This is a genomic window from Natronomonas marina (assembly GCF_024298905.1).
GTDB classification, from domain to species: domain Archaea; phylum Halobacteriota; class Halobacteria; order Halobacteriales; family Haloarculaceae; genus Natronomonas; species Natronomonas marina.
Genome location: NZ_CP101154.1, coordinates 368,103 through 390,192 on the forward strand (window position 1 = coordinate 368,103; position 22,090 = coordinate 390,192).

Consider the following 22,090-nt stretch of genomic DNA (forward strand, 5'->3'; position numbering starts at 1 on the left):
GACCGCGTCGAACGAAGGTGCTAAAAATGGAGTCGCCGGCTACAGGTTCTCGCCCTGGTAGCTACCGTCGTAGGTGCCCTCGGCGTCCGCCTCCGCGAGGACGAACTGGGCGATGCGGGCGCCCGTCTCTATCTCGATGTCGTGGTGGACTTCCAGAAGCCCCTCGCCTTTCCCCTCGTAGCCGGCGTCCCAGACGGCGGTGTCGAGCATACACGAGTTCCGCAGCAGCGACGACCGGGGGTAGACGAAGCCGACGTGGTCGTCGGGCACCGAGACGATCTCGGCGTACCGGACGACGTAGCCGCCGGGCGGGAGGTAGTAGGTGTCGTTCTCGTCGGCCACCCGGTCGATGGAGTCGCCCTCGACGACCGGGTCGGCCCGGCGGCGCTGGCGGCGGCCGACCTCCTTGCCGTCGCGGCCGATACGGCCCGGTTCGCGCTGTTCGTGGACCGACTCCAGCGTCAGGTCGACCCCGTTGGGCTGGACCTGCTCGTCGGTCGTCGGCGTGACCTGTTCGGCGACGAACGCACCGCTGCGGTACATACCGGCCGGTCCGTCGCCTCCATGAAGTCGTTTGCGTTCGACCGCCTTTTTCAGGGTCCGTCCCGAAGGCGCGTCCATGGACGCCGACACCTTCGACGAGGAGAAGTACGCCGAGTACTTCCCGCAGCTCCAGCAGGCGTACAAGAACGCCTTCAATCGGATCAACGAGCGGTACGACTCGACGCTGGTCCACGGCATCGACCAGCAGGTCCTCGACGAGTCCGAACCGTTCTACGACGACGAAGAGGGCTTTTACCTCGAGGTTCCCGACGAACCCTACGAGCGGCTCACGGGCGTCGTCGTCGACGAGGGGAAGTTCGACGCGGTGCTGGAGGAGTACGTCGCGGAGATAGAACGGGAGCTACAGCGGGTCTTCGACGCCTAGCGTTCGCAGTCGGTGCCGTACAGGATTCCGAGTTCGCCCTCGGCGTCGATGCGGAGCACCATCCGGACGCACTCGGCGTCCTCGCCGACGCTGCCCGCCACGTCGGTCGACTGGATCTCCCCGTCGTCGAGGCGAGCGTGGACGAGATAGGCACCGGTGGCGCCGGTCCAGTCGCCCTCGACGACCGTTCCGCCGCCGGCCTCGAGCTGGTAGGTGTCCAGATGCAGGAGCCCCTCGCCCGACTCGACGGCGAGCTGGACAGTGTGGCCCTCCCCGTGGTTGTTCCTGACGGAGAGTCGCTCGAGGCGGACACCTTCCCCGTCGGCGGGATCGCCGGTCCCGTCCGAGGGGGCGTCGTTCGCGGAGTCGGGGTTGTCGTCGCCGAGGACGCTCATGCAACCGGGGCTTGCGGCGGCGACGCCCGCGACGGCGAGTAGATGACGGCGCGTTGGCATAGTAGGTACCACGGTGAGCGAACGGCTTAAACACCCGTCAGACGCCCGTCTCGCGCCCGTCACATCCGCCGGGGAAGCGGCCCCGAGGCCGACCCATCCGGGCGACGTTCAGTCCGGACGGCGGCCCCGAGCCAAATCTTCATACGGTTGCGTCCCATACCGACGGATATGAGTACCGAATCCGCCGACGGCAACGAGGAACTCCGCGAGCGCATCAGCAACTTCCTCCGGCGCAACTTCCCCCAGATTCAGATGCACGGCGGCAGCGCCGCCATCCAGAACCTCGACCGCGAGTCCGGCGAGGTCACCATCATGCTCGGAGGCGCCTGCTCCGGCTGTGGCATCTCCCCGATGACCATCCAGGCCATCAAGAGCCGGATGACCGAGGAGATACCCGAGATCGACACCGTCCACGCCGACACCGGCATGGACGGCGGCACCGAGGGCATGGCTGGCGGCCAGATGTCGCCGTCCTTCCCCGGCGAGGGCGGCGACGACGGCGACGACGAGGGCCCCGAAGCCCCCTTCTGATCGGTCGGTTCGACGTTTTCGGGCGGCCCGACGGCTCCCCACAACCTCCGGTTTCGGCAGCCGCGTCGGACGCGGGACGCTCCGGGCCCAAGCGTGTTCCTTGGTAGCGATTAACAGTGGTTTGAAGTCGCTGGCAGGCCTCCGGACGGTATGGACGAACTCGCCCGACGGGTGAGGGCCGCCCGCGACGTCGACACCGACGCCTTCGCCGAGCGTGTCGACCGGGAAGCCGAGGAGCTGAAGGCACAGCTGGAGGTCGGCACCTTCGACAACCCCCAGGCCATCGTCGGGCTCGAACACGAGTTCTACGCCGTCGACGAGGGGACCGGTGTCCTGCGGCGCGTACCGGTGCCGCTGCTCGAACTCATCGGCTTCGAGAAGGAACTCGGCCTCCACAACGCGGAACTGGCGAGCCGGCCACAGCCGTTCGGTCCCCACGGCCTGGCGGCGCTCGGCAACGAGGTCCAGGCCGTGGTCCGGGCCGCACACGACGCCTCGAAGCGGAACGAGGGCATCCGGTTGGTGGCAGACGGCTTCTGGACCGTCCCGCCCGTCGGCGAGACGGCCGTCGAGTACCTCCGGGCGACCGCGGAGTTCGACGGCGTCGTCCTCTCGCCGAACATCCCGCCGTCCGTCCGGTATCAGGTGATGTCGAACACGCCGCTGTACGAGCCGCGGTGTCGGCTGGAGACGGAAAACGTGACCCTCGAGACGCGGACCATCTCGCCGGCCACGCTCACGACGAGCATCCAGCCGCACTACCAGGTACCGAGCGCGGCCGACCTCCCGAGCTACTTCGCGTACGCGTTGCGCGTGGCCGGCCCGCTGTTGGCGATGTCGGTCAACTCGCCGCTGTTCCCGCCGTCGCTGTACGACGCCGACGCGACCGTCGAGTCCGTCCTCGCCGAGGCTGACCTCGAGAACCGCGTCGAACTGTACGAGGCGGTGATGAACGACCCCGACCGCCCGGCGAAGGTCCGCTTTCCCCGGGACATCGACAGCGCGGCCGACGCGGTCGACCGCATCGCCGCCGACCCGCCCATCTCGCCGGAACTGCTCGCGGCGGGCGACCGCTTCGACGACCGCTTCGCCCACCTGCGGCACAAGCACAGCTCCTACTGGCGGTGGGTCCGGCCCGTCTTCGACGGCGCCTCGGAGTCGGCCGCCAACGCCCGCATCGAGTTCCGTCCGCTGCCCGGCCAGCCAACCGTCCCCGACGCCGTGGCGCTCGTGGCGGCCTTCGCCGGCCTGTTGAACGGGCTGGCCGCGACCGACCACCCGGTCGCCGACCTCCCGTGGGAGCAGGCCAGGGAGAACTTCTACGCGGCCGCAAGCGACGGCCTCGCGGCCGAGATGCGGTGGATCACCGCCGACGGCACCGAGACGACCGACACCGATGCCGTCTACGACGACCTCCTCGCGGTGGCCGCCGAGGGCCTCCAGCGGGCCGGCTTCGACCCCGGGGCCGCCGAGGAACACCTCCGGCTGCTGCGGGCACGAGTCGACGCCCGGACCTCCCCCGCCGGCTGGAAGCGGGACCGCCTCCGTACACACGCCGAGGAGGGCGCGTCGCTGCCGACGGCGGTCGTGGCCGCGGCGGACGATTACCGCGACCGACAGGCCGAGACCCTAATCGAGGGCAGTTTCGCCGAGTGGCCGGGGCTGTGACGAGCCGACACCACACCGTTTAAGCCCGAAACACACGGAGTGGCAGCCACGGATGTCGGAGCCCGCCGGTCGGAACGTGCTCTTCGTGGTCATGGACACGGTGCGGAAGGACCACCTCACGCCCTACGGGTACGACCGGCCGACGACGCCGACGCTGGACGCCTTCGCCGAGGAGGCGCTGGTCTACGAGGAGGCCGTCGCGCAGGCGCCGTGGACGCTGCCCGTCCACGCCTCGATGTTCACCGGCCTGTACCCGGCCGAACACACCGCGACCCAGGAGGCGCCCTACCTTCCTGACGACGTCGGGACGCTCGCGCAGGCGCTCTCCTCGGCCGGCTACGCGACGGCGTGTTACTCCTCGAACGCCTGGATAACGCCGTACACCCGACTGACGGCGGGCTTCGACCGGCAGGACAACTTCTTCGAGGTGCTGCCCGGCGAGGCGCTGTCCGGGCTGGCGGCGAGCCTCTGGCAGCGCGTCCTCGACAGCCGCTTCCGGTGGGTCGCCGACCGCCTCGTCGAGATGGGTAACGAAATTCACGAACACCTCGCCGGCGGCGAGGGCGCCGACTCGAAGACGCCCGAGATAATCGACCGGGTCACGGCCTTCGCCGACGACAACGCCGACGACGAGTGGTTCGCGTTCATCAATCTGATGGACGCCCACCTGCCGTACTACCCCCCCGAGGAGTACCGCGAGCAGTTCGCTCCCGGCGTCGACCCCGAAGCCGTCTGTCAAAACTCCAAGGAGTACAACTCGGGGGCCCGCGCCATCGACGAGGCGGAGTTCGACGACATCCGGGACCTGTACGACGCCGAGATACGCCACATCGACGCCGAACTCGGGCGCCTGTTCGACCACCTGAAGGAGACTGGCCAGTGGGAGGACACCCTCGTCGTCGTCTGCTCGGACCACGGCGAACTCCACGGCGAGCACGGTCTCTACGGCCACGAGTTCGCTATCTACGACCCCCTCGTGAACGTCCCGCTCTTCGTGAAACACCCCGACGTCGAGGCCGGCCGGACCGACGAGCAGGTCGAGTTGCTCGACCTCTACGACACGGTGCTGGAGTCGGCGGCCGCCACCGACGCCACCGGAACCGTCGACGCCCGCCCCTTCCAGCCGGGCCGGTCGCTGCTGTCTCCGGGCCGGGACATCGATGACGGCGAGTACGCCTTCGTCGACTACCACCGGCCGGTGGTGGAACTGAACCAACTGGAGACGAAGGCCGCCGACGCCGGCATCGACCTCGAGGAGGACTCGCGGTTCTACTCGCGGATGCGCGCGGCCCGCCGTCCCGACGGCAAGTACATCCGCAACGAGCGCATCGCCGACGAGGCCTACCGTCTCGACGCCGACCCCGGCGAGGTCGACCCGCTCGGCCGCGAGGGCACCGGGACCAGCGGCGAGGCCCCTCGCGTCGACGACCCCGTCCTCGAGCGGGTCTACGCCGCCCTCGAACGGTTCGAGGCCCGCGCCGCCGACGAGTGGGACGCCACCGCCACCGACGCCGAGGCAGCGCTGGACCACATGGACGAGGAGGCCAAAGAGCGCCTCCAGGACCTCGGCTACATGGAGTGAGTCGGTCGACGCGCCGCGAGCCGTCTCCGTACGACGCCTACCGCCGGTCGTCGAGTTCCGCCCGCAGTTCCTCGAGTTCCCGCCGCGTCTCCGCCAGTTCCCGCTCCAGTTCCTCGATGCGTGCGTCGTCGTCGCGGCCGACGTAGAGACCGAACGTCCCGAGGAGGATTCCGGTACCGAACCCGACGATTGCGCCGCGCTGTCCGGCGAACAGGAGGCCGAAGACGACCGCGAGACCCGGGAGGGTCACGATTCCGTCGAACCAGTTGATAATACCGGATTCGAACTCCAGAAATTAAATCCGGCGCAATCGCCCGGCGTGCGGTCGCAATCACGACCAGCGGGCCGGGGCGAGGGAGGCGATACCGGGGTCGTCTCGCCCGGTTAGCGGACCCCCTGTCCGGTTTCCCAGGCCCGCAACAGCCGCGTCGTCGTCTCGACGACCGGGGCGTCCACCCCGTGGTCGTCGGCCCGTTCGAGGACGTACCCGCCGATGGCGTCGACCTCGGTCCGGCGGCCGGCCTCGACGTCCTGCCGCATCGAGGAGGTGTTGGCCGCCGTCGCCCGGGCGACCCGTTCGACCGCGGATTCCGCCGCCGCCGCCGACAGGTCGACCCCCTCCGCGCGGGCGACGCGGGCGACCTCGCGGGCGGCATCGGCCGCCACGGGGCCGGCCTCGCCGTCCAGCAGGGCGCCGTTGTCGACCCGCGCCAGCGCCGTCGTCGCGTTGATACCGGCGTTGACGGCCAGTTTCTCCCAGAGCCGGCGGGGCATGTCCCCGGCGACGGTCGTCACTATGCCCGCCGCCTCGAAGGCTGACCCGACCCGGTCGGCCACCTCGGACGGCCCGCCCGCTCTCGCGCCGAGAACGACCTCGCCGACGCCGGTACACCGGACGACGCCCGGATCCGGCCGCAGGGCGCCGTACGTGCAGGTGCCGGCGAGCACCGGCGCCTCGACCCGCCCGGCGAGGGTCGCCTCGTTGCCCATCCCGTTCTGGAGCGAACAGCAGACCCCGAGGTCGACGTCGGCGAGGGCGTCGGCGGCCGCGGGCGTGTCGAAGGCCTTCACGCAGACGACGGCCAGGTCGGTGGCCGCCGGCGCCTCGAGTCGCGCCGCCGGGTACACCGTCGTCTCGATTTCGCCCTCGATGCGGAGGCCGGACTCCCGGACCGCCGAGACGTGCGGCTCGCGGCCGACCAGCGTCACGTCGTGCTCCCGGGCGAGGAGTCCCCCGACGAGACTCCCCAGACTCCCGGCACCGAAGACGACCACGTCCATACCCGCCCTACCCGCCGCACCGACAGAAAGCCACCGCTTCGGCCGTCAGTCCTCCTGGAGGTAGTTGATGCTCTCGCCGGAGGCGCCACAGGAGGGACACATCGCCGGCACGTCCTCGATGTCGCCGACCTCGCCGCACTCGCCACACCGCCACATGAGCGTCTTCTCGCCGGCCTTGCTCTGGGCCTGCTCGCTGGTGGAGACCCCCTCCCGGTTCGTCACGTAGAACCCTCCGTCGTCGAGGTTCCGGACGCGGCCGAGTTCGTTCCCGTCCCGGTCGTAGATCGTCTCGCCGAACGTGACCTGCCGCTGTCGTTGTTCGCTGGCCATATGCTATGGTACATCGTAACGTACCAAAAAACCGCCGCTCGTCGGAGTGCGACCGACGCCCGGTTCCCCGGTCGTCGTCGCTTCCCGGGCTACTCGGTCGTCGTCTCCGCTATCTCCTCGTCGCCCTCGTGGATGGCGACGCCGTCCTGTGCGACCTTCTCGGCCAGGACGGCGCACTTGATTCGCATCGGGCTGAGGTCGACGCCGAGCATGTCGATGACGTCGTCGCGGTCCATCTCCCGGACGGCCGACAGCGACTTCCCCCGGAGCTCCCTGGAGAGCATGCTCGCCGAGGCCTGGCTGATGGCACAGCCGTCGCCGATGAAACTGACGCGCTCTATCGTCTCGTCGTCGTCCGCCAGTTCGAGGAACATCTTGATGGTGTCGCCGCACATCGGGTTCTCGCCGACGTGCTCGATGTCCGCGTCCTCGAGTTCCCCGTAGTTGCGGGGGTTCTTGTAGTGGTCGAGGATCTGCTGGCGGTACATGTCCGAGCCGGGTCCCATCGTTGTCGGTACAAGGGGAATGACCGCTAAAAGGCCACCGGTCGGGGCGGTCTCCCGTCGCGGCTGCGACACCCCGAACCGGCGGGGCGTGGTGTCGCCCCCGTTGCCGTCAGCCGGCGGCCAGAAGGTGTAAGAGTAACACTCCTCAAAGTGGACGTATGGGCAGCGGCTCCGGGATCCCCGACGACGAGTTCGACGCGGTCGGCGAGCGCGTCGAGTGGTTCTTCGACCGGCTCTTAGACGAGGTCGCCGCCGAATCCTCCGTCTCACGGGCGATGCTGGTCGAGACGGTCATCAAACTGGAGGTCGCCGCCGACCGCCGGCGGAACCACCTCCGCGAGACCGGCGAAACGGCGTACCGGACCGACGAGGCGGCGGTGCTGTGGCTCCCCGAATCCGTCCTGGAGTCGCTTGCGGCCGCTCAGGGTGTCTCGGAACTGGAGGCCGACGCCGCGGGCGAGGTGATGCGTCGCATGGCGCGGTCGATGGTCGGCGTCGACCACGAGGGCCGCCCCGGATCGGCGCCGTTCGTGTTGCTCGATCCCGTGGCCTGACGCCGTCCGAGCGGGGCTTTCGGCTGCGGTCCCGGCCGGTCAGTTCTCGATACCGGCGTGACACCCTTATTACACGGGTGTGTTCACAGGGGTGTATGAAAGACGAGGATCGACAGGCGGTGGGGATCGCCGATCTGGGTGACGGACGACGGAGCGGGTTCTCCCGGTTGTTGTCCGAACTGGAGCAAGGCTCCGGGGATGGGGTCGATCTCGGCACGTCGTCGGGCGGTGACGCGCCGGCCGGCCCCCATCCGGCCCGGCAGAACATCGATCTGATCGAGGAGGCGCTGTTCGCCGACTCCCCGTTCCGGCTCGACGAGAGCATCATCAACGAAGGGCTGGAGGAGATCCTCCTGGTCCTCATCTCGATGCGGACCGAGGACACGAACGGCAAGACGCTCATGAGCGACCTCATCCGGCTGTTCGACGCCCAGCTCTCGCCCGGCACCGTCTACCCGACCCTCCACGAACTGGAGCAGGACGAGACCCTCGAGATGTTCGAACTCGTGCGCTCGAAGGAGTACCGGGTCGAGGACCGCGCGGCCGCCCGGTCGAAGGTCACCGAGGCCGCCAGACAGTTCCTCGCGCTCGGCGCGTTCTTCTACCTGTCGGCCGGCGACCTGTAACCGCCGGGACGACGGTGTGGCTCGCGGACGAGTGTCGCGGACCCGCCTACGGAGCCTCGACGTCGACCTCCCGGAGCAGTACCGACAGCACCGCCGCCGGGTCGCGGTCGGGTTCGACCGCGGTCGCGTACCAGCGGAGGAGTTCGGCGAAGGTCTCCCGGATGTCGTCGTGGGCAATCGTCGTCTCGGCGCGCCCGTTCGGCGTCTCGACCGCAATCGAGACCGCGAAGGCGGCGTCCGTATCGAACGGTCGGTGGCCGCCGTCCCCGTCCGCGCTCCGGTCGGCGCCCGCTCGTTCGGGCCGGTCGGTGGCCTGCCCCGAGGGGTCGGTCTCGGGGTCGGTACTGACGACGAACCGCTCTTCGTCCAGCCGGCTGACCCGGTCGTCCGATTCGAGTCGGGCCAACCGCGGGAGTTCCTCGGCGTCGATTACGGCCGCCACCTCGTCGGCGTCAGGTGGCGTCGCCTCCGCCTCGGTTCGATGCTCCTCGGGGTCGTCGTCTGGGGTATCGGGCGTCATCGTATCGGAATCACCGCTTCGAGCAGTCGGGCAATCGGGAGGGCGAACGCTCGGCCGTCGCCGAAGTACTCCAGCCCGGAGAGGAGCACGAAGGCGGCCATCGCCGCGAGTGCCGCCGCGAGGACGGTCGGTCCGAGCGGTCGGGGCGCCCGCGACCCGGTGGCCGCCAGGCCCCAGCCGGCGACCCCGGCGGCGACGGCCAGGTTCAGGACCGCGACGGCCTGGAGGACGGTCCCGACGCCCGCCGACGTCCCGGCGAACGCGACGGTCGGGATGGCGACGCCCGCGAGCGCCAGCGCCGGGGTCGCCGTCGGCAGTCGGTCCCCGGACGCGGCGAGCGCTTCGCGGACCGCCGGCACCCTCGCGACCGCCCAGACGAGCACCGGGGTCGCCGGCACGAGATACCTGACCGTGATCGTCGAGTGCAACGGCAGTCGCGGGAGGTACACGAGCGTCAGGAGCGTCACGTAGGCGACCGCGAACAGGTCGGTCGCGACGACGGGGTCGCGTCGGGCGGCGACGAGGTCGGCGACCCGCGGTCGCCCGCTACGCAGGAGGTGGACGGGAACCGCGAGCAGGACCGCAAACAGCGGCGCGGTCTCGAGCAACGCGAGATCGACCGTCTCGCCCCCGGTCCGGGCGTACTCGACGCCGGGTATGCGGCCGCTCCGGAGGAACACATGGTAGAGTCGCGTCGGTTCCAGCGCCGCCAGCCCCGCCGTGATCGCCTCGAACAGTCTCGAACCGCCCGCGAGCAGGCTCGCCGGGAGCACGCTCGCAGCCGCCACTCCGGAGCCGTCGCTGGCGGGGGCGGCCGACGGACTGCCGCCGGTCGATCCCCCGGGAGCGCCGGACGTTCCCGCCGGGACGTCCGGGAGCAGGCGGGGGGGCATCAGCGGGTCCCCGGAGATCGCGAGGTTCGTCACGACGAAGGGGACGAGCGAGACCGCCAGGGCGGCCGCCACCGGGAGGAGGTCCCGTGGCCCGTTCGACCGTGCCGTGGCCACGTCGACGGCGCCGAGGGCGATGAGCAGGACGAGACCGTCCGGGGCGCTGATCCAGGCGGAAACCCCCACTGGGAGGTACGCGGCGGCCCTGTAGCGGCGGGCGGCCGCCGGATCGACGCTCTCCCGACTCCGGAGGTAGAGATACATCGTCACCATCGTCGCAAGCGCCAGCGGGACGTGTCGCTTCGGTATCGACGCCCAGAATCCGACCGGCCCCAGCAGGACGGCGGCCACGCCGCCGAACACGGCGGTCCGATAGGCGTAGCACCGCCGGAGGAGGCGGTACGCGACGACGCCGACCAGGGCGGCCGCGACCATCGTCGTCAACTGGAGCGCGACGAGCGGTAACTGCCATCGCGGCAACGGCGACGCGTGGGCAACGTTCAGGAGGAACGCGCTCAGGGCGACCGCCGTCCCGCCGACCGTCGCTACCCGCCGACGGTCCGTCACGCTGCCGAGCGAGAGCGCGGCGCCGAGGAGCACGAGACTCCACCCCCCGGCCAACAGCACCCGTGGCGCGATGAGGACCGTCGCGCCTCGGAGCAGCCAGTATACGGGCAGCGCCAGCGCGGCGTGGCCGTAGTTGCGGCCGTAGCGCCGCCCGTCGACGAGGTGCATTCCCGGGGCGGCACCGTCGTTCGGGCTGAACACGACGGGGTCGATGACGACCGTCCCGCGGGAGAGCGCCACGAGCGTGTCCGCGACGACGAAGGTGTCGACGATGAAGACGTCGACGCGCCAGTACAGCATGTAGAACGCCAGCGCGCACAGGAACACCGCCGCTCCGGTCCGGTCGCCGAACACCGCCCGAAAGAGCCTGCGTGCGTACCGCTCGGCGGTCGCCTCCAGCGCCCGGTAGCGCTCCGAGGGCGTCATTCCGTCACCTCGACCGCGATGGACTCGCGCTCGATCACGTACGTCTCGCCGTTCGCCGTGAGCGACACCGTCACCACGCCGGTGAGACTGGCGCCGCCGTCGAGCGGCGCCTCGACGGTCGCTGCGGGTGCCGCGACGGAGATATCCTCGGTCGTGCCGGCCGGCAGGCGCCGGGACCGCACGTCGGCGTACTCGACCGCCGGGAGTTCGACGCTGTACTCGACGACGACGGGACTCGACGCGGTTTCGACGGCCACCCGGAGCGGCGCCACGTCGGGGCGATGTCCGCCCGGGACGCGCCGGAGCGTCCCGTCGGTCGGCAGCCGACGGACCTCGACTGCCGCCGTTCGGTCGACCGACATGCCGGCGTCGTCGACGAACGGCTGATGGAGGTCGCTCGGCGAGGAATCGGACGGCGAGTCCACGCCGGTGACGGCGGGACCGGTCCCGATGCCCACCACGAGAACGACGCCGAGGGTCAAAAGCAGGGCCGTCCGTTCGGGAGTCATCTATCAAATAGCGGTGGGCGGTCGGATGGTTCGGGTCAGACCCGCACGTAGTCCTTGCCGGTCAGGACGTCCGGGACGTTGACGCCGTAGATGGTCGAGGCGCCGGACTGGTCGGTGACCTCCAGCGTGGCCTCCTCGCCCGCGGCGAGACCGTTGCCCCCCTCGATGCTGCTCGTCGATATCTCGATCCGGATTCGGTCGCTGTTGGCGTCGAGGACCTCCCCGTCCGTTCCGGAGACGTCCGACATCGAGAACTCGGTCGACGACGTGCTCGAGGCGTTCTCCAGCGTCACCGAGCTACTGTCGCTCGTGTACTGAACCGTCGCCTTCGAGAGGTTGATCGGTTCCGAGCCCGGCGATTTCTTGACGACCAGCTCGACGGTACTGACGCTACTACTGGACACCGTACCGGTGGCGGAGACGACGTCGATCTGGTTCGAGACCTCGGACTGTGCGTCGGACCCCGTGTCTTCGGCCTGCGACTGCAGGAGGCCCGCCGTGTTGACGAGCACGCCCGCGGCGACGGCGGCCACGAGCACGAGTGCGATGAAGATGATGAGCGTCCCGATACCGACCTGGCCGCGGTCGACGTCGGTGTCGGACAGTTCCCTCATCGTATCACACTCGCACGTAGTCCTTGCCGGTCAGGACGTCCGGGACGTTGACGCCGTAGATGGTCGAGGCGCCGGACTGGTCGGTGACCTCCAGGGTCGCTTCCTCACCGGCACCGAGCCCGCTGGACTCGATGCTGCTGGTGTCGACCGTGATCCGGATCCGGTCGCTGTTCTGATCGAGGACTGTCCCCGACGTTCCGGAGACGTCCGTCGTCGAGAACGTCGTCCCGTCGGCGGTCCCGCCCTGGGTCAGCGTCACCGAACTGGTGTCGCTCGTGTACTCGATGGTCGCCTGCGAGAGGTCGATCGGTTCCGAGCCCGGCGACTTCTTGACGACCAGCTCGACCGTCCCGACGTCGCCCCCGCTGACCGTACCGGTGGCGGAGACGACGTCGATCTGGTTCGAGACCTCGGACTGTGCGTCGGAGCCGGTGTCCTCGGCCTGCGACTGCAGGAGGCCCGCCGTGTTGACGAGCACGCCCGCGGCGACGGCGGCCACGAGCACGAGTGCGATGAAGATGATGAGCGTCCCGATACCGACCTGGCCGCGGTCGACGTCGGTGTCGAACAGTTCCCTCATCGTATCACACCCTCACGTAGCTCTTGCCGGTCAGGACGTCCGGGACGTTGACGCCGTAGATGGTCGAAGCGCCGGACTGGTCGACGATTTCGAGGGTGGCCTCCTCGCCCGCGGCGAGGTCACCGCTCTCGATCGAATTGACGTCGATCGTGATTTTGATCCGGTCGCTGTTCTGCTCGAGGACCGACCCGCTGGTCCCCGAGACGTCGGATGTCGACAGCGACGTGAGCGTACTGGACGCCGAATCGCTCGTGTACTCGATGGTCGCCTGCGAGAGGTCGATCGGTTCCGACCCCGGCGACTTCTTGACGACCAGCTCTATCGTCTCGACCCCGTCGGTGCCGTCCGATGCGACGCCCGTCGCGGAGACGACGTCGATCTGGTTCGATACTTCTGACTGTGCGTCGGACCCCGTATCTTCGGCCTGCGACTGCAGGAGGCCCGCCGTGTTGACGAGCACGCCCGCGGCGACGGCGGCCACGAGCACCAGCGCGATGAAGATGATCAGGGTCCCGATACCGACCTGGCCGCGGTCGGCGTCGGCGTTCGGTTGCAGTTGCATGTTTGGTCACCTGTCAACCCTCGCCTCGCCACCGCACCGCCGCGGTGCGGACCTGACGAGCAAGCGAGGGTTGCTGGGTTGAATCCCCATCGACCCCTTCTTCGAGGACTGGCTATAATGTCGGCAGACGTTCAGCAGGGGATTCGAGGCACGACTCACGATCCGAGTCGTCCGACGAATCCCCCCGTGAGCGTGCTCGGAGACCTATACCGTCGAGCGCCCAACCTGCGGCCGTGACCGGACTCGCATCAGCACAGTCCGCCCGCCGGCGGGGTCCTCCGGTCCCCATCCGGGCGGCCGAAGGAGACTCACTGGCATGGCATACGATTTCATCGACCGGCTGCTGGGCGAATCGTCGACAAGCGACAGCGAAGAGGACCACGAGGGCACGATGAGCGACGAGGAATCGGCCGTGGTCGAGCGGGCGACCGACCACGACGACGAAAACGATCACGAGACGACCGACGCCGCCCAGTCCGGGACCGAACCGCCCATCGAGGAGGTCGACGCCCGCCTGGACGAACTCGAGACCGAACTCGCGGACAACGAGTCGTCGATCCGATCCATCGAGTCCAGCCAGGAGGAGATGGCCGAGACGATGGCCGACCTCGACGATACCGTCCGTCGGCTCCTGGGCGTCTACGACCAGCTCACCGCTGCCGAGAACCCCTTCACCCGGGGCGATGGTGGCGGGAGGACCGACGGCGCGAGCGGCGACGGCTTCGGTCTCGTCGACGAGCCCGAGAAGCCGCCAACGCCGGACGAGGAGCCGACGACGGGCGAGGACGACGGGACGGGGGCGGTCCCGGCCGCCGCCGACGACAGGGACACCGACGACCGACGTTCGGGACCGACGGACGAGCCGTCGGACGACCGGCCCGGCGAGACGACCACCGTGGGGTTCGAGGACCTGCTGGAGTCCGGGGACGGCGCCGCGGACGACGAGGACGCCCCGATCGCGGCGACCGGCCCGTCCGCCGACGATGCGGCCGGGTTCGACGCGGCCACGCACGAACAGGGTCCGACCCCGACTGCCGACGCCGCGGTGTCCGACGCGGCGACGGACGCGCCCGACGCCGTCACGTCCGTCCAGCTCGCGGAGTTCCCGTCGGGGTACGCCGCCGACCTCCTCGCCATGGAGTGGCTGGCGAACATGGTCGAGACCTCGGGGCCGGCCGGCGCCCTGAAGGCGCTGTCGTTCTACGAGGAACTGGGCTGGGTCAGCAGCGATGTCGCCGACACCCTCGAGCTGTACCTCTCGGGGCCCAACCTCGACGACGACGTCGATCCGAACAGTCCCGTCGAACTAACCGCGAGCGACCACGCCGAGAGCTACCGGTACGTGCTCCGGCTACGCGCGCTCGACGACCTCGACATGACGGCCGAGTAACACCGATGGGATTCAGCGTCAGTGGCGCGACCGTCGTCGTCCTCGTCGGACTGCTGGTCAGCACGGCCACCCTCTACCCGACCCTGGACCGGAGCCGGGAACTGCAACGGGAGGCCACGGACGACCGCGCCGAGCGCCTGCTCGATCGGCAGAACACGGCCATCAGCGTCGAGAACGCGACGTACAACCGGACCAGCGACGAACTGACGGTGACGCTGAAAAACGACGGGACGACCACGCTGTCGACCACCCGGACCGACCTCCTGGCGGACGGCGTCTACCGCGACGGCGCGACGACGGCGGTCGCCGGCGACCCCGGTCGCGAGGCGTGGACGCCGGCCGAGACCCTGACGTTCACCGCCGACCTCCCGACGGCGCCCGCACGCGTCAAGATCGTCACCGAGGGCGGCGTCTCGGTGGCCGCCACCGTCACGGAGGTGACCTGACGTGGCCAGCGTCTCGGCGTCGACGCTCATCATCTTCATCGCCGCCGTCGGACTCGCGGCCGCCGTCTCCGGGACGATGATCGACAGCGTCGGCACGATCAGCGACTCCGTGAGCGAACGCGGCGAGGTCGTCAGCGACCAGATCGACACGGACGTCGAGATAATCAGCGACGCCGGCAGCGACGCCGTCTACGACGACGGCACCGTCACCGTCCTCGTCAAGAACGTCGGGTCGGGGACGCTCCCGAGTCGCCCCGACGCGCTCGATGTCCTCGTCGACGGCCAGTACGTCGCCACCGCCGACCGGTCGATCACCGTCCTGGGCGGCGACGCCTGGGACGAGGGCAGCGTCGCCAGACTCGTCCTCGATTGGTCGCTCGGTGCGGGCACCCACCGCGTGTCGGTACACATCAACGGCGAGACGGAGACCTTCGAGTTCCACGTATGAGCACGACAACGCACTACTCGCTCGGACTCGGCGAACGGGACCGCGTCGACCACGCCTTCGGCGGCGGACTCCCCCGCGGCTCCATCACCCTGATCGAGGGTCCCGACGGCGCGGGCAAGAGCGTCCTCACCCAGCGGATGGCCTACGGCATGGCGACCGAGGGCACCCACGTCAGCGTCGTCTCCCCGGAGCTGTCGGCCCGCGAGTACATCGACCAGATGCACTCGCTGTCCTACGACGTGGTCCAGCACCTCCTCGAGGACCGACTCGCGTACTTCCACGTCGACGTCGACACCCACACCCGGTCGGCGGGCGGCATGGCCGGCACGCGCCCGCTCGTCTCGAAGTTCACCGAGCCGAGCGTCATCTGGCACGGCGACGTCGTAATCGTCGACGGCTTCGGCGCCCTCCTCCGCAACGACCCCGAGTTCGACGCGGTCGCCGAGACCGCCGACGAGGACCACTTCGTCCAGAGCGTCGTCCGCTTTCTCGACCGGATGACCGCCGCCGACCGTGCCGTCGTCCTCACGGTCAACCCGGCGTTGCTCGCCGACCGCGCGGTCCAGCCCCTCCGGGACGCCGCCGACGTGTACCTCTCCATCGAACGGTCGACCGTCGGCCAGGACATCAGGCGCAAGGCGCTCGTCAACCGGTTCGTCGGGATGGCGAACCAGGTCGACGACACCATCGGGTTCGACGTCCAGCACGGCCGCGGCATCGTGATCGTGAGCCGGACGGTGGCCTGAGATGACCGAACTCGGCACCCGGCGCGTGACCGACGAGTTGCAGGCGGTCCTCGACGAACACGACCACGTCGCCGACCACGTCGAGAGCGTCCGCGCCGACACCGGCGAGTACCCGCTCTACACGGAGGAACTCGGCCGCGACCACGAGTCCAAGCGGCCGCACGTCCTCTACCCCGTCGACCCGCCGATATTCGTCCACGTCTACGGCGACGTCGGCGAGGACACGATGTACACGGGCCTGGAGCCGTCGCTCGACGCGTCGGAACGCGACCTGTACGAACGGCTCCGTCAACGCGTGCTGGACCGCAGCGTCACCCGGCCGGCGCCGTCCGACGACGACGAGTTCCAGGAGTACCTCGACGAACTCGTCCGGGAGGTCCTCGACGTCGACGGCTCCGCCTCCGGACTCTCCGGTACCCTCCGGCGACGACTGCTGGGGTCGGAGTTCAGCGTGACCGAGGACACCTACGAACGGCTCCGGTACCAGCTCCTCCGGGACATCGCCGGTCTCGGTCCCATCGAGGCCGTGATGGCCGACACCCACAACGAGGACATCCACGTCATCGGGCCCCACGAGTGCTACGTCGACCACGAGGTCTACGGAATGCTGGAGACGAACGTCGACTTCGGCTCCATCGAGGAGTTCGAAAACTGGATTCGGAACATGGGCGAGCGGATGAACCACCCGGTGAGCGACTCCGATCCCATCGTCGACTCGACGCTGCCGAACGGCTCCCGGATCAACATCATCTACTCCGACGACGTCAGCATCAAGGGCCCCTCGCTCACGATCCGGCAGGGCGAGGAGGTGCCGCTGTCGATCCTCCAGATCACCAAGTGGGGGACGCTCAGCCCCGAACTGGCGGCGTACCTCTGGCTCTGCATGGAGAACGAACAGACCGTCTTCGTCGTCGGCGAGACCGCCTCCGGCAAGACGACGACGCTGAACGCCATGTTCTCGTTCATCCCCCGGGACGTGAAGATCTACACCGCCGAGGACACCGCCGAAGTGATGCCGCCCCACGACAACTGGCAGCAGCTGTTGACCCGGGAGGGTCAGGGCGACAGCGCCTCCGACGTCGACATGTTCGACCTCGTGGCGGCCGCGCTCCGCTCGCGGCCCGGCTACATCTGCGTCGGTGAGGTCCGCGGCGCCGAGGCCCAGATGGCGTTCCAGGCCGCCCAGACCGGCCACCCGATACTCATCACGTTCCACGCGAGCGACATCGTCTCGATGATCCAGCGGTTCACCTCGAACCCGATCAACATCCCCGAGACGTTCATGGACAACGCCGACGTCGCGCTGTTCCAGAACCGCGTCAAGCAGGGCGACGACATCCTCCGCCGCGTCACGAGCGTTCAGGAGATCGAGGGCTACTCCGAACACGAGGGCGGCGTCATCACCCGCGAGGCCTTCGAGTGGGACCCCCGAAGCGACGACGTCGTGTTCAAGGGGCAGAACAACTCCTACGTGCTGGAAGAACAGATCGCCACGCTGCTCGGCTACCGGGACACCCGCGAGATCTACGACGAACTCGACCGCCGCGCCGAGATCGTGCGCCGCCTCATCGAGGCCGACGTGCTCGGGTACCACGAGGTCAACCGGGCCATCGAGACGTTCCAGCGCGACGGCGTCGAGGGGCTGCCGATCGACATCGGCGGTCTCGCCACCACGACCGTCCCGGGGGCCTGAGGCGCCGTGAGCACCGCCGACGCCGACGAGGGGGCGTTCGAACTCGACGCCCGGGAGCTGCTGCTGTCGGTCGCCGACTCCTACCGGTACATGGAGATGTCCGCCCGCCGGTACGCGCTGGTGGTGCTGTTGCCCGCGACGCTTTTCGCCCTCGGCACCGTCGTCGTCGCCGTCGCGGCGCCGGTCGGCCTGACGGTCCGACTGCCGCTGGTCGGACTGGGACTGCTGGCGGCCGCGGTCGCGGTGTTCTACCCGAAGGTCGTCCAGGACCGCCGGAGCCGGGAGATACGCGAGCGGTTCCACCTGTTTCTCACGCACATCACGGTTCTGTCGATGACGAACATCGACCGCGTCGAGATATTCCGGACGCTCGCGGAGGTCGACGAGTACGGGGCGCTGGCCACCGAGATGGGTCACATCGTCGCCCTGGTCGACACCTGGAACCAGTCGCTCGACGACGCCTGCCGGTTGCGGTCGAAACGTGCCGACTCCGAACTCCTGTCGGACTTCCTCGAACGGCTCGCCTACGCCGTCGGCGCCGGCCAGTCGCTGAGCGACTTCCTGGTGGACGAACAGGACACCATCCTCCAGCAGTTCGTCATCCGGTACGAGTCCGACCTGGCGAAACTGGACGTCCTCAAGGAACTGTACCTCTCGCTGATGCTCTCGACGACGTTCATCCTCGTGTTCTCGACGGTCCTGCCGCTCCTCCTGGGTATCTCGCCGGTGCTGCTGGTCGGCGGCGTCGTCGTCATGTTCGGGATCGTCCAGGGCGGGTTCCTCTTCGTCGTCCACACCATCTCGCCGTGGGACCCGGTGTGGTTCCACGCCGACGAACTCTCGACGCCGGCCGAGAACGTCCGGACCGCCCTCTGGGTCGGCGTCGGACTGACGCTTTCGGCGGCGCTCGGCGTCCTCGCCGTCGCCGTCGGCCTCCTGCCCGTCCCGCGGGACCTCGTTCCGACGCCGATCTACATGAGTATCGTCGTCACCCCGCTTTTGATTCCCGGCGTCGTGATGCGGCGGGAGGAAAACCGGGTCAAGGACCGCGACAAGGGATTCCCGTCGTTCATTCGCGCGCTCGGCAGCGTCGAGGCCGTCAAACAGACCTCGACAGTCAACGTCCTGGCGACGCTCCGCAACAAGGACTTCGGCGCGCTCACCCGGAACGTCGAGGGTCTCTATCGCCGCCTCAACCTCCGGATCGACACGACACGGTCCTGGCGGCTGTTCGCCGCCGAGACCGGCTCCTACCTCATCCAGAAGTTCGGCGACATGTACGTCGTCGGCCGACGGATGGGCGGCGATTCGCAGGTCCTCGGTCAGGTCATCAGCACCAACTTCTCGGAGGTCCTCCGGGTCCGGGAACAGCGTGCCCAGGCGACCTCGACGTTCGTCGGCGTCATGTACGGCATCACGGCCGCCTCGATATTCTCCGCGTTCATCGGTCTTCAGATCGCCGAACAGATGCTGGCGATTGCGAAGGGACTCGACAGCAACAGCGAGATCACGTCGCTGCTGTTCAACCCACAGGTGTACGACGTGGCCAGCATCGAGTTCCTCCTGTTCGGGGTGGTGCTTTTGAACGCCCTGCTGTCGTCGCTCATCATCCGGCTGATCGACCGTGGCCACACGGTCAACGCCCTCGTCCACTTCGTGATGCTGATCTGGACCGGGTCGGTCGTGGCCGTCGTCACCCAGTTCGTCGCCGGCCAGCTCATCACCGTCTGATCCCGGTCGCACGACGACTCACGGCGTGAGTCGTCCCCCGAGGCTCGACGGAGGTTGATGCGTCGGCCGCCGGTAGGTCGGAAGCGAGAGCCATGTCACGAAGCCACTACCTCGAAACCATCGAACCGACCCCCGAGCAGGTCAGCCTGACCCTCGAGTGGGCGAGCTACCTCGGCGACACGTTCGGCACGAGCGGCGGTCTGAGCGCGCTGCAGTACTACCAGCAACTCGGCTGGATCACGCCGGCCGTCCGCGAACAGCTCATCCGGTACATCCGGGGCCTGTCGCTCGAGGAGATTCACAACAAGAAGTTCGACGAACCGGGCACGCCAGTCGGTCCGCTGGAGCCGCTCAGCGGGAGTCCCTTCGGCGCCCACTCGGTGTCGCTGCAGTACATCGCCGCGCTGGCGAACCACGACCTCGAGGCGAACGTTATGCTCGCGAAGCTCGCCCGACAGCGCGTGAACAGCCGCGTCGACGACGAACCCCGGGCGTTCACCGCCGGCGGCGACCACCAGCTCTCCTGACGCACGCCGGCCGACGGACCAGCCCCGATACGCAAGGCCCAAATCACCGGCCGTCGAGTCGTGTCCCATGGCCGAATCCCGATCCGTGCGCCGCCCCCGGACCGACGGGGGCGAAACCGACGGGGACGACGCCGCTACCGACACCGACCAGGACGACGAGGAGTGGGTCCCCCTCGAGGGTCTCTCCCAGGAGGGCCTGCTGCTGCTTTTCGCCGGGCTAGCGGCCGGGATGGCGTCGCTGACCGCGCTCAGCCGGGGCCAGCCCCAGCCGGTCGTCGTCTTCGGTGCGGCCGCCGGGGTCGTCGCAATCGCACTCTTCGCCGTCGACCTCCTCTCGGGATACGCTCCCGACCTGTGGGCCCACCTCCTGGTCGGCGGCGGGGCCCTGCTTGCGGCCGGCTTCGCCGTCCCCGGCCGCCACTACGTCAACGCCGCGACGTTCGGTGTGGCCGCCGCGCTCGTGCTCTGGCGGGTCGTCGACGTCGAGATACTGGGCGCCGACCGGTAGACCGACGATTTATATACGGAGACGGAGCCAGACGGCGCGTGACCTGAGGTCTGCCGGCGAGCGGTCGTGGCTGGAGCGCGGAGCGCCGCCGCCGGCATCGTCACGCTCCGCCTGCTCGATTTCCCGCCCCACGAGAACCGTCGCGGCCACTGTGGGGGAGCTACGCGAACAGTTGCCGGGCGTCGTCGACGGCCTCGACCAGCCGGTCGACCTCGCTCTTCGTGTTGTAGATGTAGAAGGAGGCCCGCGCGGAGGCCGCCGTCCCGAGGACGTCGTGCAGCGGCTGGGTGCAGTGGTCGCCGGCACGAATGGCCACCGCCGAGTCGTTGAGGATGGACGAGAGGTCGTGGGCGTGGACGCCGTCGAGGTTGAACGCGACCAGGCCGCCGCGGTCGTCGCCCGGCGGCCCGTACACCTCGACGTCGTCCTGTTCGGTCAGCCTGTCGTAGGCGTACTCGGCGAGTTCGGCCTCGTGGCGCTCGACGTTCTCCATGCCGACGTCGTCGAGGTAGTCGCAGGCCTCCGCCAGGGCGATGCCCTGGCTGATCGGCGGCGTCCCGGCCTCGAACTTCCAGGGAAGTTCGTTCCAGGTCGCGTCCTCGAAGGTGACCTTCAGGATCATCTCGCCGCCGTAGAGGTACGGCTCCATCCCCTCCAGCAGGTGCTGCTTGCCGTAGAGGACGCCGATACCCGTCGGGCCGCACATCTTGTGGCCGGAGAAGGCCAGGAAGTCGGCGTCCAATTGCTCGACGTCCACGGGCCGGTTCGGAACCGACTGGGCGGCGTCGACGAACATGTAGGCGCCGTGGTCGTGGGCGATGTCGGCCAGCTCGCCGACGGGGTTGATGGTGCCGAGCGTGTTCGAGACGTGGACCGTCGACACCATCGCGGTGTCGTCGGTTATCAGTTCGCGGGCGGCCTCCATGTCCAGTCGCCCCTCGTCGGTGATGGGGATGTACCGGCAGTCGGCGCCGGTCCGCTTGGCTATCTGCTGCCAGGTCACGAGCGAGGCGTGGTGCTCCATCTCCGTCAGCACCACCTCGTCGCCGGGACCGAGTTCGTTCAGGCCCCAGGCGTAGGCGACGAGGTTCATCGACTCGGTGGTGTTCTTGGTGAAGATTATCTCCTCGCGGCCGCCGGAGGCACCGACGAACTCCGCGACCCGGTCGTGGGCCTCCTCGTAGGCGACGGAGGCCTCCTGGCTCAACTGGTGGATGCCCCGGTGGACGTTGGCGTTGTACTCGCGGTAGTACTCGGCGATGGTCTCGACGACGGGCTCGGGCGTCTGCGTCGTCGCCGCGTTGTCGAGGTAGACGATCTGTGACCCCTCGAACTCCCGCTCGAGGATGGGAAAGTCAGCCCGGATGGACTCGACGTCGAGCGGCTCGGCGTGCTGGCTCATTACCTCTCGATAGCGGACGGAGGCTGGTTACTCCTTCGGTCCCGGACCCCTCCCGTGGAACCGGTGGCGG

The 22,090-nt window shown here is 69.0% G+C and carries 27 protein-coding genes; 14 read left to right on the top strand and 13 right to left on the bottom strand.

Translation table 11 applies throughout. The features are described from left to right. Positions 1-39 precede the first annotated feature (39 nt). Positions 40-543, bottom strand: a complete 504-nt coding sequence (locus tag NLF94_RS01955) for a deoxyuridine 5'-triphosphate nucleotidohydrolase (RefSeq protein WP_254839774.1) — start codon at positions 541-543, stop codon at positions 40-42. 76 nt (positions 544-619) lie between these two features. Between NLF94_RS01955 and NLF94_RS01960 the strand changes: the two genes are divergently transcribed. After that, positions 620-928 (top strand): DUF5783 family protein, encoded by a 309-nt coding sequence (locus NLF94_RS01960; protein WP_254839775.1) that lies wholly within the window; start codon positions 620-622, stop codon positions 926-928. Here NLF94_RS01960 and NLF94_RS01965 read toward each other — a convergent pair. Next, entirely contained in the window at positions 925-1,383 is a 459-nt protein-coding gene (locus tag NLF94_RS01965; RefSeq protein WP_254839776.1) for an Ig-like domain-containing protein, read from the bottom strand. The genes NLF94_RS01960 and NLF94_RS01965 overlap by 4 nt on opposite strands. Before the next feature lie 168 nt (positions 1,384-1,551). On the opposite strand from NLF94_RS01965, the gene NLF94_RS01970 reads away from it, so the two are divergent. The 3 genes from NLF94_RS01970 to NLF94_RS01980 all read left to right on the top strand — a co-directional run bounded on the left by NLF94_RS01970 (position 1,552) and on the right by NLF94_RS01980 (position 5,164). Continuing rightward, positions 1,552-1,914: a NifU family protein gene (locus tag NLF94_RS01970; protein WP_254839777.1), complete on the top strand. Its 363-nt coding sequence runs from the start codon at positions 1,552-1,554 to the stop codon at positions 1,912-1,914. A 150-nt stretch (positions 1,915-2,064) separates the two neighbouring features. Continuing rightward, the gene (locus NLF94_RS01975) at positions 2,065-3,582 is read left to right on the top strand and encodes a glutamate-cysteine ligase family protein (RefSeq protein ID WP_254839778.1); all 1,518 of its coding nucleotides are present in this window, start codon (positions 2,065-2,067) and stop codon (positions 3,580-3,582) included. 52 nt (positions 3,583-3,634) lie between these two features. After that, positions 3,635-5,164: a sulfatase gene (locus tag NLF94_RS01980; protein WP_254839779.1), complete on the top strand. Its 1,530-nt coding sequence runs from the start codon at positions 3,635-3,637 to the stop codon at positions 5,162-5,164. 37 nt (positions 5,165-5,201) lie between these two features. Here NLF94_RS01980 and NLF94_RS01985 read toward each other — a convergent pair whose 3' ends face one another. From NLF94_RS01985 to NLF94_RS02000, 4 genes are all read right to left on the bottom strand, one after another. Beyond that, the gene (locus tag NLF94_RS01985; protein WP_254839780.1) at positions 5,202-5,414 is read right to left on the bottom strand and encodes a hypothetical protein; all 213 of its coding nucleotides are present in this window, start codon (positions 5,412-5,414) and stop codon (positions 5,202-5,204) included. A 134-nt stretch (positions 5,415-5,548) separates the two neighbouring features. Beyond that, positions 5,549-6,445, bottom strand: a complete 897-nt coding sequence (locus NLF94_RS01990; protein ID WP_254839781.1) for a ketopantoate reductase family protein — start codon at positions 6,443-6,445, stop codon at positions 5,549-5,551. 45 nt (positions 6,446-6,490) lie between these two features. Continuing rightward, positions 6,491-6,775 carry a DUF7130 family rubredoxin-like protein gene (locus NLF94_RS01995; protein ID WP_254839782.1) on the bottom strand — a complete coding sequence of 95 codons (285 nt, stop codon included), beginning with the start codon at positions 6,773-6,775 and terminating at the stop codon, positions 6,491-6,493. 89 nt (positions 6,776-6,864) lie between these two features. Further along, positions 6,865-7,281: an iron-sulfur cluster assembly scaffold protein gene (locus NLF94_RS02000; RefSeq protein WP_254839783.1), complete on the bottom strand. Its 417-nt coding sequence runs from the start codon at positions 7,279-7,281 to the stop codon at positions 6,865-6,867. Between the two features lie 158 nt (positions 7,282-7,439). Between NLF94_RS02000 and NLF94_RS02005 the strand changes: the two genes are divergently transcribed. Next, positions 7,440-7,835: a DUF8048 family protein gene (locus NLF94_RS02005; RefSeq protein WP_254839784.1), complete on the top strand. Its 396-nt coding sequence runs from the start codon at positions 7,440-7,442 to the stop codon at positions 7,833-7,835. 95 nt (positions 7,836-7,930) lie between these two features. Further along, entirely contained in the window at positions 7,931-8,461 is a 531-nt protein-coding gene (locus NLF94_RS02010) for a helix-turn-helix transcriptional regulator (protein WP_254839785.1), read from the top strand. Between the two features lie 46 nt (positions 8,462-8,507). Here the strand turns inward: NLF94_RS02010 and NLF94_RS02015 are convergent, their stop codons facing one another. From NLF94_RS02015 to NLF94_RS02040, 6 genes are read right to left on the bottom strand one after another with little or no spacing between them, the layout of a single operon-like run. After that, positions 8,508-8,981: a DUF7500 family protein gene (locus NLF94_RS02015; RefSeq protein WP_254839786.1), complete on the bottom strand. Its 474-nt coding sequence runs from the start codon at positions 8,979-8,981 to the stop codon at positions 8,508-8,510. Beyond that, entirely contained in the window at positions 8,978-10,864 is a 1,887-nt protein-coding gene (locus NLF94_RS02020) for a hypothetical protein (RefSeq protein WP_254839787.1), read from the bottom strand. Before NLF94_RS02020 ends, NLF94_RS02015 begins: the two co-directional genes overlap by 4 nt. Further along, positions 10,861-11,373, bottom strand: coding sequence for a hypothetical protein (locus tag NLF94_RS02025; protein WP_254839788.1), 513 nt, complete (start codon positions 11,371-11,373; stop codon positions 10,861-10,863). The genes NLF94_RS02020 and NLF94_RS02025 overlap by 4 nt, the downstream gene beginning before the upstream one ends. Positions 11,374-11,408: 35 nt before the next feature. Continuing rightward, on the bottom strand, positions 11,409-11,987 hold the full coding sequence (locus NLF94_RS02030; RefSeq protein ID WP_254839789.1) for a flagellin: 579 nt from the start codon (positions 11,985-11,987) through the stop codon (positions 11,409-11,411). A 4-nt stretch (positions 11,988-11,991) separates the two neighbouring features. Beyond that, positions 11,992-12,567 (bottom strand): flagellin, encoded by a 576-nt coding sequence (locus NLF94_RS02035; protein WP_254839790.1) that lies wholly within the window; start codon positions 12,565-12,567, stop codon positions 11,992-11,994. Positions 12,568-12,571: 4 nt separating this feature from the next. After that, entirely contained in the window at positions 12,572-13,129 is a 558-nt protein-coding gene (locus NLF94_RS02040; protein ID WP_254839791.1) for a flagellin, read from the bottom strand. Between the two features lie 316 nt (positions 13,130-13,445). Here NLF94_RS02040 and NLF94_RS02045 point away from each other — a divergent pair, with 316 nt between their 5' ends. The 8 genes from NLF94_RS02045 (at position 13,446) to NLF94_RS02080 (ending at position 20,618) form a co-directional block, all read left to right on the top strand. After that, positions 13,446-14,519 carry a FlaD/FlaE family flagellar protein gene (locus NLF94_RS02045; protein WP_254839792.1) on the top strand — a complete coding sequence of 358 codons (1,074 nt, stop codon included), beginning with the start codon at positions 13,446-13,448 and terminating at the stop codon, positions 14,517-14,519. 5 nt (positions 14,520-14,524) lie between these two features. Then, complete coding sequence (gene arlF / locus NLF94_RS02050) at positions 14,525-14,965, top strand: archaellum stator protein ArlF (protein ID WP_254839793.1); 441 nt, start codon at positions 14,525-14,527, stop codon at positions 14,963-14,965. A 1-nt stretch (position 14,966) separates the two neighbouring features. Further along, positions 14,967-15,413, top strand: a complete 447-nt coding sequence (gene arlG / locus NLF94_RS02055) for an archaellum stator protein ArlG (protein WP_254839794.1) — start codon at positions 14,967-14,969, stop codon at positions 15,411-15,413. Next, entirely contained in the window at positions 15,410-16,159 is a 750-nt protein-coding gene (arlH, locus tag NLF94_RS02060; RefSeq protein WP_254839795.1) for an archaellum protein ArlH, read from the top strand. Before arlG ends, arlH begins: the two co-directional genes overlap by 4 nt. Before the next feature lies 1 nt (position 16,160). Further along, positions 16,161-17,852 carry an archaellum flagellar ATPase motor FlaI gene (flaI, locus tag NLF94_RS02065; protein ID WP_254839796.1) on the top strand — a complete coding sequence of 564 codons (1,692 nt, stop codon included), beginning with the start codon at positions 16,161-16,163 and terminating at the stop codon, positions 17,850-17,852. Between the two features lie 6 nt (positions 17,853-17,858). Next, complete coding sequence (gene arlJ, locus NLF94_RS02070) at positions 17,859-19,583, top strand: archaellar assembly protein ArlJ/FlaJ (protein ID WP_254839797.1); 1,725 nt, start codon at positions 17,859-17,861, stop codon at positions 19,581-19,583. Between the two features lie 92 nt (positions 19,584-19,675). Continuing rightward, positions 19,676-20,110, top strand: coding sequence for a FlaD/FlaE family flagellar protein (locus NLF94_RS02075; RefSeq protein WP_254839798.1), 435 nt, complete (start codon positions 19,676-19,678; stop codon positions 20,108-20,110). A 67-nt stretch (positions 20,111-20,177) separates the two neighbouring features. Next, the gene (locus NLF94_RS02080) at positions 20,178-20,618 is read left to right on the top strand and encodes a hypothetical protein (RefSeq protein WP_254839799.1); all 441 of its coding nucleotides are present in this window, start codon (positions 20,178-20,180) and stop codon (positions 20,616-20,618) included. Positions 20,619-20,778: 160 nt separating this feature from the next. Here NLF94_RS02080 and NLF94_RS02085 read toward each other — a convergent pair whose 3' ends face one another. Further along, positions 20,779-22,020, bottom strand: coding sequence for an aminotransferase class V-fold PLP-dependent enzyme (locus NLF94_RS02085; protein ID WP_254839800.1), 1,242 nt, complete (start codon positions 22,018-22,020; stop codon positions 20,779-20,781). Positions 22,021-22,090 lie beyond the last annotated feature (70 nt).

Bases quoted from the DNA above. Each gene is read 5' to 3' on its own strand.
- NLF94_RS01955 (WP_254839774.1), bottom strand. From the start codon at position 543: ATGTACCGCAGCGGTGCGTTCGTCGCCGAACAGGTCACGCCGACGACC.
- NLF94_RS01960 (WP_254839775.1), top strand. From the start codon at position 620: ATGGACGCCGACACCTTCGACGAGGAGAAGTACGCCGAGTACTTCCCG.
- NLF94_RS01965 (WP_254839776.1), bottom strand. From the start codon at position 1,383: ATGCCAACGCGCCGTCATCTACTCGCCGTCGCGGGCGTCGCCGCCGCA.
- NLF94_RS01970 (WP_254839777.1), top strand. From the start codon at position 1,552: ATGAGTACCGAATCCGCCGACGGCAACGAGGAACTCCGCGAGCGCATC.
- NLF94_RS01975 (WP_254839778.1), top strand. From the start codon at position 2,065: ATGGACGAACTCGCCCGACGGGTGAGGGCCGCCCGCGACGTCGACACC.
- NLF94_RS01980 (WP_254839779.1), top strand. From the start codon at position 3,635: ATGTCGGAGCCCGCCGGTCGGAACGTGCTCTTCGTGGTCATGGACACG.
- NLF94_RS01990 (WP_254839781.1), bottom strand. From the start codon at position 6,445: ATGGACGTGGTCGTCTTCGGTGCCGGGAGTCTGGGGAGTCTCGTCGGG.
- NLF94_RS01995 (WP_254839782.1), bottom strand. From the start codon at position 6,775: ATGGCCAGCGAACAACGACAGCGGCAGGTCACGTTCGGCGAGACGATC.
- NLF94_RS02000 (WP_254839783.1), bottom strand. From the start codon at position 7,281: ATGGGACCCGGCTCGGACATGTACCGCCAGCAGATCCTCGACCACTAC.
- NLF94_RS02005 (WP_254839784.1), top strand. From the start codon at position 7,440: ATGGGCAGCGGCTCCGGGATCCCCGACGACGAGTTCGACGCGGTCGGC.
- NLF94_RS02010 (WP_254839785.1), top strand. From the start codon at position 7,931: ATGAAAGACGAGGATCGACAGGCGGTGGGGATCGCCGATCTGGGTGAC.
- NLF94_RS02015 (WP_254839786.1), bottom strand. From the start codon at position 8,981: ATGACGCCCGATACCCCAGACGACGACCCCGAGGAGCATCGAACCGAG.
- NLF94_RS02020 (WP_254839787.1), bottom strand. From the start codon at position 10,864: ATGACGCCCTCGGAGCGCTACCGGGCGCTGGAGGCGACCGCCGAGCGG.
- NLF94_RS02025 (WP_254839788.1), bottom strand. From the start codon at position 11,373: ATGACTCCCGAACGGACGGCCCTGCTTTTGACCCTCGGCGTCGTTCTC.
- NLF94_RS02030 (WP_254839789.1), bottom strand. From the start codon at position 11,987: ATGAGGGAACTGTCCGACACCGACGTCGACCGCGGCCAGGTCGGTATC.
- NLF94_RS02035 (WP_254839790.1), bottom strand. From the start codon at position 12,567: ATGAGGGAACTGTTCGACACCGACGTCGACCGCGGCCAGGTCGGTATC.
- NLF94_RS02040 (WP_254839791.1), bottom strand. From the start codon at position 13,129: ATGCAACTGCAACCGAACGCCGACGCCGACCGCGGCCAGGTCGGTATC.
- NLF94_RS02045 (WP_254839792.1), top strand. From the start codon at position 13,446: ATGGCATACGATTTCATCGACCGGCTGCTGGGCGAATCGTCGACAAGC.
- arlF (WP_254839793.1), top strand. From the start codon at position 14,525: ATGGGATTCAGCGTCAGTGGCGCGACCGTCGTCGTCCTCGTCGGACTG.
- arlH (WP_254839795.1), top strand. From the start codon at position 15,410: ATGAGCACGACAACGCACTACTCGCTCGGACTCGGCGAACGGGACCGC.
- flaI (WP_254839796.1), top strand. From the start codon at position 16,161: ATGACCGAACTCGGCACCCGGCGCGTGACCGACGAGTTGCAGGCGGTC.
- NLF94_RS02075 (WP_254839798.1), top strand. From the start codon at position 19,676: ATGTCACGAAGCCACTACCTCGAAACCATCGAACCGACCCCCGAGCAG.
- NLF94_RS02080 (WP_254839799.1), top strand. From the start codon at position 20,178: ATGGCCGAATCCCGATCCGTGCGCCGCCCCCGGACCGACGGGGGCGAA.
- NLF94_RS02085 (WP_254839800.1), bottom strand. From the start codon at position 22,020: ATGAGCCAGCACGCCGAGCCGCTCGACGTCGAGTCCATCCGGGCTGAC.